2 protein-coding genes are annotated in these 9,175 nt (G+C 41.7%); both read left to right on the top strand.

Going from position 1 to position 9,175, the window contains the following annotated elements; translation table 11 throughout:
* The first annotated feature begins 427 nt into the window (after nucleotides 1–427).
* On the top strand, nucleotides 428–8,668 hold the full coding sequence (locus ACE38W_RS09955) for an RHS repeat domain-containing protein (RefSeq protein ID WP_375830510.1): 8,241 nt from the start codon (nucleotides 428–430) through the stop codon (nucleotides 8,666–8,668).
* Entirely contained in the window at nucleotides 8,637–9,017 is a 381-nt protein-coding gene (locus tag ACE38W_RS09950; RefSeq protein ID WP_375830508.1) for a hypothetical protein, read from the top strand. The genes ACE38W_RS09955 and ACE38W_RS09950 overlap by 32 nt, the downstream gene beginning before the upstream one ends.
* Nucleotides 9,018–9,175: the final 158 nt, after the last annotated feature.

Raw genomic sequence — 9,175 nt, 5'->3', positions numbered from 1 at the left:
GATAGTTAGTGCTTATATTTTTGCGTCCTATATGCTAATGAAAGGTTGTTATTCGTTGAGTTTCTCATCTTTGATAGGCATCGAAAAAAAACGATTTAGGGTGGAACTATGCGTACTTGAAATATTGTGATTACAAATTATCAGGATAATTTTTTTCTGACCAATATTTCTATATTAATACTGAAAAATGTCCAATAGGCTTGCATCTGTTTGTTGGAAAAATATATTTCTTACTATTTTTAAACCATTAACATTAATTTTCGATATAGAATGAGTTAAATTATTTTGTTTTAGAATCATTATAGAAATATTTTATTCTCACCGTCACTGACGTAACCTTATTTTGCGGCATTCCCGAACCTATAGTACAATGAATTGCTATTTTAAGAGATTTTCCCTATCCTACCTGATTTTAACAGGTCTTTTATTGTTTATAACCCAACACTCTTTTTCACAAACCAAGAGTATTATCATTACCCGCACGCTGGACGGCGCCAAAAGGCAACTGCAAAAGGATTCAGTTGTCAGCGTACAGGATAGTCTGTATTTTGATGCTAACCTGAAAAGTAAGCTGGATAATGCTTACAAGGTAAGGAATATCATCACCTTTAAGCTGAATGAGTATTCCACCCGTGCCTTACCTGTGAAGTTCACGGCCGCCTTGAATGTGCGAATCATTTACACCACTCCTACGCTTACGGTAGATTCTACAGATAAAGAACTAACGCTGAACTATGATACGGCACATCCGTATATCCTTCGGCGTAGTTTTATTTTTGAAAATGCACATGCCGTTACTGTAAAAGTGCTTTCCTATAAAACAGACGCCAATAAGAATATTCTGCCCGCGCTGATTTTGGAAAATGCGATGGAAGTAACGCCAGCTTTTAAGATGGATGCCATGACGACTTCATTAAGTGGTATCCATGCTACAAGTATTGATCCATCGAATGCAGATGAATTACCTGTGAGCTGGCCTGTAATATTTGGCGCCAATGCCTATGATCTGGAATGGGCTTATGTAGATTCTTCTGCCATTGATGCCCAACGATATGGGAATCCTATTAACCCTGATAAGATATTTGAAAACAATGCTACCCGGGTAACCGTTGCTAGTAACAGCTATGGCATCCCATTAATGTATGACCATGAAGGGGCCTTGTATTTCCGTTTCCGCCCTGTACAGGAGAAGACAGGCAATGGCCGCATTACAGGAAACTGGAGCACGCAGTATACCGGTGGCTTAGGCTCTTTTGCATTCACCGGCCACGAACGACAGCTCAACTGGCAGGCACAAACCTCCTTTGCTGAAGAAGGTAAACGTAAAACGGTATTAAACTATTTCGATGGTTCTCTTCGTGGCAGACAAACCGTTACAAAAGATAATACCACCAACACCATTGCTGTTGGAGAAAATATTTACGACTACCAGGGACGTGCGGCTTTAAAAGTACTCCCTGCTCCTACCCTTAATACCATCATAAAATATACCCGCCGTTTAAATACCGATATTAACGGTGCTGAATATACACCTGATAAATTTGATTACTTAAATCAACCTTCTGATATTCTTACTCAGCATGCACCCGCCATGGGTACCGGTTCAGGAACTGCACAATATTATTCTCCCAATAACCCCCAAAGAGATAGTGGTTTTAATAAATTTATTCCGGATGCGGAAGGATATGTATTTTCTGAGACAGCCTATACGATGGATAATACGAATCGCCCCCGCCAACAGGGTGCTGCTGGAAAACAGTATATCTTAAATAGTGGACATGATATCTCCTTTACCTATGGCACTCCTTCTCAGGAAGATCTTTATGCACTCTTTGGAACCGAGGTCGGGGATGCCAGCCACTATTTTAAAAATACGGTCACAGATGCCAATGGCCAGGTAAGTGTAAGTTATTTAGATATGCATGGTCGTACCATTGCCACCGCGCTTGCCGGCCATCCTAAAGATACTTCCCTGCTGCCACTGGATAGCGTACAGGTGGAAACCTACCGCGACGTTATCACCGATGGGAAGCCCGCTAACACCCAGGATAGAAACCTGGTAGCCCAACGTTCTTTCACTGTAGCCCAGGATGGTTACTATGATTTTAACTATACACTGAAGCCACCGGTATTAAAAATGAAGAACTGTGCGGGTGATACCATCAGCTATATCGGCGCTTTTGACCTGCTGCTTCGCCTGACCGATGACCTGAACAACGCCAGACTTGGTGGTAGCGCGATAGAAAAAACAGCCCGTAACTATGATCCGCAAGATCTCAGAAAAGAAACCATCAGCGGCGATACCATCAACGCCAATATTCATCTCTATCTGACCAAAGGTTCTTACACCATCAGCAAAGTGCTGACGGTCAACCAACAGGTACTGAACTATTACCGCGATAGCATCTTCCTGAACTCCAATGTCTGCGTATCTGTAGAACACCTGGTGGATAGCGCACTCACAGTGCTGAAGAAATCCAGTTGCGACCCACAATGCGCCGATTGCGATAATCCTTCCCGCACAGATTACGATGATATCCGTGACCTGATGCTAAGTGATATGAGCGCACCGTATGGTCAATATGCTAATGTTACTGATTCATCTTCTCCCTACTCTATTTTCTATAGTGACCAGAAACGAAATATCTCAGCGGCCTATAAGACATCGTCTTTTGTTTATAAAGATGCCAATGGAGACATTAGCAAAATCTACACGCCAGCAGGTGATACACTCAAGGCAACAGACCTTGATCCTGTACAGTTCAGTGATAACTTCCAGGATAGCTGGGCAGTAACGCTGCTTTCAAAGCATCCGGAGTACGATCGCCTGAATCGTTTCTCCTTATATAGAAGTTCCTTGTTGTGGGAGAAAAACTTTAATAATACCGATACCTATGCACAAGCAAAAGATTTAGGCTATCTGGCACCTGCGAGCGTTAACAACGATACGCTGCTGCGCAATAACAACGATAAAAATACCTTACAGAACAAGCTTACCAACTACCAGAAAATAGAATATAAGGTAGGTACTGCCACCAATAGCAGGATTGCCTCTCAGAACGTGAGCATGTTTGCCATGGCCGTGATCACCACCATGTGCCAGGATAAGAGCAATGACTGTGTGGTAAAATACATGAACTATACGCCGACCACCGTAGAACAGGTGTTCTGTCCCGGTGACCGTAACATGATCTGGCGCACGTTCCGTGGCATGTATGCCAACGAACACCGTCAGCTGCTGTTAAGTAAAGCGATTAACGATAACGGTAGTACGAACAAAAACCTGCTGGCAAACAACAAGCATCCTCAGTTTACTACCAACAATGACTTACTGAGCATGGGGGGTATCGCTACCAACCAGATACCAGCAGCCGGAACTAAGCCGGAATCGGCTGCAGGTGCCTACGCCAATAACCTGGCTAACCAGGAGAAAGCGCGTAACCTGGATAGTATGGCCAATATCTGGCTGACGCAGTTATCACCTTGTGTTTACTATGATGCCACTGCCAAAGCGACGATCAAACGTAACCTGATGGCCGTAGCCGGTAGCGCACAGGATGGTATGCACCCTTACGGCGCCAGCACGATAGCACCAAACACACCTCCAGTAAATGGTTTCAGAAGTTTTGAAGACGTTATTAATAAATACAATGCTGATCATGGTATTACTGATAAATTAAACTGTAATGCAGACCTGATCACTTTCCCTAAAGCCTATGAGCTGCAAAGATCACAGGTAACCGTATATACTTACCAGAAGCCTAAAGACTGTGAGTGTTCCAATCTGACGATGATGCGTTCAGAATATGCGGCAGCGAAGAAAACACAGGATACTACCCTGTCAGCCTACATCAAACGTACACGTGGTGTAACGATCGCCCAGTCTGATCTGGATGCGATGTATGCTGCTTGTACCGGAGGCACCGCCTGCACTTACCTGGAAACACAGATAAAAGTACCAGGACTGTTGCAATGTAATATTGCGCCGCCATGTGTGTCCTGTACAACCGTTAATAAATTATATAACGGATTTAAAGATGCCTATAAACTAACACCAGTATACGAAGATTCAACAGATAACCTTCATCAGATCAATCAGATCTTCGCCAATTACATGAACAACCGCACCGGCTTCAGTAAGACGGCGCAGGCATACCTTGCCTTTATCGACAGCTGTGCCAAAGGTCTTACCAGTAACCCAGTACAGGTATGTGTACCAGGTGCCCCATCTTCTCAGCAACAGATCTATTCTTATAATAACACGGGCAGCGATAGCATCACGGCAGTAAAAGAATTACCGGACGGGTTCCTGTTAGCAGGAAGTACGACTGGTCGTTCTATGGGGGCAGAAGATGGTTACCTGATCCGCACCAACAAGAATGGGGTATTACAATGGGCTAAGAACTATGGCAGCGCAGGCAGAGATGTATTCCGCCATGTGGCCTTACTGGGCGACAGTGCCTATGTAGCCATCGGTAGCACTACTTCTTATTGCTATGATAATGGTGCGATCATGATCGTTTGTACGGATACTTCCGGTACCATCATCTGGAACAAGGCGATCGACTTTGGTCCATTCAATGGCGGTATTGGTAACCGAGTGGTGGTCACCTCCAGTGGCAACATTGCCTTTGCAGGAGCAAGAACTACCAACGGCGTAGCCACCGATTGGGTAACAGGTGTTATCTCAGCAGAAGGCGAAGTGAAATGGGTGAAACAACAAGCTATCGGCGGCACTATCAGTAGTGTGGGCTTGATAGAAAGAGACGATACTTTATACCTGGCGGCAGCGGTGCCAAAAGGAGGCGGTACCTATCCAACGGTGATCCGTCAGTTGGTGACCACCGGTCAGAACATAGATGCGGTGACTTATAACACAACTGCTGCAGCGAGCAATAACTTCGACATCATCCGTACGCCACTGGGTTATAGTTTAAGTGGAGAGTTTGGTGGTAGCGGCGGTGTTATCAACCTGACAGCAGGTAGCAGCAGTGCTACGATGCAGGTGATGCAATCAGCGGCAGGCCGTGCTGCCGGCAGCTGGCAGGCAGGAGCTACCGGCGACGGTAGTATCATCGGTGGTCAGTCAAATGGAGATGTGTGGTTGCACCGGATGTACAGCGACTCCGTATTATGGTCTAACCATATCCAGTTACCTGCAAATGAGCGTATAAATAATATCATCCAGCGTCGTAATGCGAGCTTTGCAGCGGTTGGTATGACGGGTAATAGTGCAATGCTGATCATGACCAATGGTAGTGGTAAAACAGGTTGTAACGATGTTGCGGCATCCATGAGCTATAGTGCGTCTACGGTAAATCCAGGCGCTATAGATACGGCATCCCTCGGAGTGGTAACCTACCTTGGTAGCTGGAATGTGAATGATCTTGGAATTGGTGAGCGCTTTAATATCGTATCTGCGTCACCGTTATCCTGTCCTGGCATTGATACCTGCTACTTTACTTATAATGGTCTGCTGTGTGGTAATACGAACCCAATATTTGAGGAGGCTGGTGAGCCACTGACCAAATGTTCCGATAGTCTGATACTGGCTGATTTGAAAGGCAATGAGATCTTTAACTACCGTAAGGACTCTGTGCTGAATACATTTGAGCAGTCTTATGTAAGCAAGGCGATGGAAGCCGCTACACAGGAAGAGCTGGCGATGCAATATGAGAATAGCGAGTACCAATATACCTTATACTATTATGATCAGGCAGGAAATCTGGTTAAAACAGTTCCACCGGCAGGTGTTGTGAAAAACAGGACAGCAGGTTGGATCAACCAGGTGAAAGCTGCGGTAGCTAATGGTAATACGCTAATGCCGCAACATAGTTTAACGACAAATTATCGTTATAATACATTGAATACCGTCGTGGTGAAAAAGTCGCCTGATGGAGGAGTATCCAATTTCTGGTATGATCCTTTAGGGCGACCTTTGATTGTACAGAATTCGCAACAAAAGCTTGATGGAAATTACAGTTATACAATCTATGATGAAATTGGTAGAGTGACTGAGGTAGGGCAAATAAATACGGGCACTCCTATATCTGATAATATATCCAGGAGTCAAATATTATTGACATCCTGGCTGACGGCGCCATCTGCAAGCCGTACACAGATAACCCGTACTGTTTATGATAAACCATATCTCTTTACAGACGCGATTAACTGGACACCAGACAATTTAAGAAACAGAGTGGCATGGAGTGCAGTATATAATAATATCGCAGATACGCTTCCAGGTAAGCATGTGTCAGCCACTTACTACAGTTATGATATTCATGGTAATGTAAGGTCTTTGCTGCAGGACTATCGTTCGAATATGAAGGACAGCGCAAACATCTTTAAAAGAATTAACTATGACTATGATCTAATCAGCGAAAAAATAAATATGGTTAGTTATCAGCCTGGTCAGAAAGATGCATTCTACCATCGTTATAGTTATGATGCAGAAAACAGAATCACTAATGTAGAAACTAGCAGAGATAGTATTTATTGGGAAAATGATGCGTATTATCAGTATTATAGGCATGGTGTATTAGCTAGAGCTATTCTAGGCCAGGCACAAGTGCAGGGTGTAGATTATGCTTATACCTTACAAGGTTGGTTAAAAGGAGTAAATAGTTCCACACTTGGCGCGTCTCAGGATATGGGTAAGGATGGTAGTGTTTCGGGCTTGACAGCACGAGATGCATTCAGTTATAGCTTGCATTATAACAATAACGATTATACGAATATCAGTGGAAGCACGGCTATCGCCAATTTAAATGTAGGGCGTCCATTGTACAATGGTAACATAGCCATTATGGGTGTTAACTTACCAAAGGTAGGCGAGCCATTGTTATATAGTTATACTTATGATGTACTGAACCGTATTAAAGCGATGAATACTTTCCGTGGTCTGGATACAGTTGCTAATAAATGGATACCGGTATCAATCAATGATTTTGCAGAATCTATTTCATATGATAATAATGGGAATATCCTTAAGTACAACCGAAATGGTAATAAAAATTTGGCTGGTGCAGGTCCAGATATGGATGGATTGTCTTATCACTACATCTCGGGAACTAACAAGCTGGATTATATTTCCGATACTGTAAGTGGTGATAATTATGATAATGATTTAGATAATCAATCTAATGGGAACTATACATATGATGCAATGGGCAATGTGATTGGTGATATTGATGGAAAAATTAAGAAGATCAGTTGGACGATTTATGGAAAAATGGCTGAGATTGAGAAACTAGATGGAACAAAGATTAAATATGCTTATGATGTAACTGGCAATCGAGTAAGCAAATCCATTGGTGATATTGAAACGAGATATGTTCGGGATGCAACAGGTAATGTAATAAGCGTATATGTAACAGGCGATCCATTCATCAACCACGGACAGATGAGCCAGACAGAAACCCATCTATATGGTAGCAGCAGACTTGGCATAAATAATTGGATTACCAATATGATGGCTACTGATACGATTAATAGTTATCCGATGCCAGGTTTAGGTACTGGACATTTTAGTAATTTCCAACGCGGTTATAAATTCTTTGAACTATCTAATCATGTTGATAATTCGCTAGCAACAATTGGAGACGATAAACTATCAATAACATCTAACGATAGTACCATTTCATATTTCATTCCAAGGATAAAATCGATGCAAGATTATGCACCATTTGGTATGGGACTGACCGGAAGATCATATAATGCAAGTAGCTATAGATATGGTTTTAATGGTAAAGAGAATGATAATGAGGTAAAAGGAATAGGTAATCAGCAGGATTATGGTATGAGAATATATGATCCAAGAATAGGGAAATTCCTTAGTGTAGATCCACTCACTAAAGATTACCCATGGTATACTCCATATCAGTTTGCTGGTAATACCCCAATCCAGGCGATTGATATCGATGGTGCAGAACCAGCCTATGTAGCAGACAAATCTCGTAATGATGGTAAGGTGCATCTCAAGCTACCTGTAATAGCTATGTTTGCAAAGCTTTATGGAGAAGCTTTTTGGTTGTCTGGAGCAAGAGCGAATATTAAGATTGATCAAAGTATACATGATAAGATTACTAAATATCAAAGTGGCGCCATAACTTTAGGTTACGAAATGATCTTCACAGAAAATTATGGTCGCGCTTCAGCCGAAAGCTGGCTTAAACTTTTAGCACATGAAAAAGTGCATGTCCAACAGTTTATTTTAATGTTTGGCAAAAACCTTAACGAAGAGGAGTATAAAAATGCTGTTAAAAGCTGGATCGTGAAATATGGTATAGATGCGGCGGGAGCTTTTATAGGAGGTATGGGAAAAAGTAAAGATGATATGCACGATGATATCGATATAGAGAGAGAAGCAAACTCATTTGAAGCTAAGTTTAAACGCTTCTATGATGGAGAAAGGTTTGAAAGGAAAAGAAAAGTAAATGGCCAAATTTCGACACTATATGATAATCGTGTGCTAAATTTATTAAAGGCAATGGAGGATGCAAAGAATAAAATAGAGAATACCACTGATGATAAAATAAAAGCAAAACAACAGAAAAGATATGAAGCTAATTTTAAGACCTTACTTAAATTAGTTGATAAGTTTAATGAAAAAGAAAATGGACAACAAAATAATAATGGACAACAAAGTAATAGGTCTGCTGGGTGAGGTTAGAAATGTTTACATATTTTTCATGTTAAGTCTGGTGTTGGGATGCTCACCTAATCATTTAAATGTTAAATATATAGGTTCGACACATGAATTGAAGGAATTAAATGGCAAGGGTTTTCGTAGCGTTTCAGTATACGAGGTTAATACAGACGGTTCATTAGGCTGTTGTATAAACTATTATAAAAGACAAAGCGTACCTTATACGTCCATTGTAAGTTTGGAAAAATCAGATACCGTGTACTTTGAAATTCATAACTCTCTAAACTGCCTATTGATTCAAGGAAAACGATATTTAGTTATCTCTGATTTTTTAGGACAGACAGATACTTTACAAATTACCTGGTAAACCGACTTATGCGGATTTCGGACCTTTAACCATATTGGTCCGAAATCTGCATTACCGCGCAATATATTGCCAAATTTAATGAAGTGATGAAAAATCTCATTTAGGTCTTTTTTCTATTTGTTTGAAGATTAATTGTAGAATTAACATCCGACAACCTA

The organism is Chitinophaga sp. Hz27, assembly GCF_042263525.1.
Classification (GTDB): Bacteria; Bacteroidota; Bacteroidia; order Chitinophagales; family Chitinophagaceae; genus Chitinophaga.
This window is presented reverse-complemented; position numbering and strand designations above follow the sequence as displayed.

What these genes read in the sequence shown, in the direction of transcription:
- ACE38W_RS09950 (WP_375830508.1), top strand. Translation starts at nt 8,637, where the DNA reads ATGGACAACAAAGTAATAGGTCTGCTGGGTGAGGTTAGAAATGTTTAC.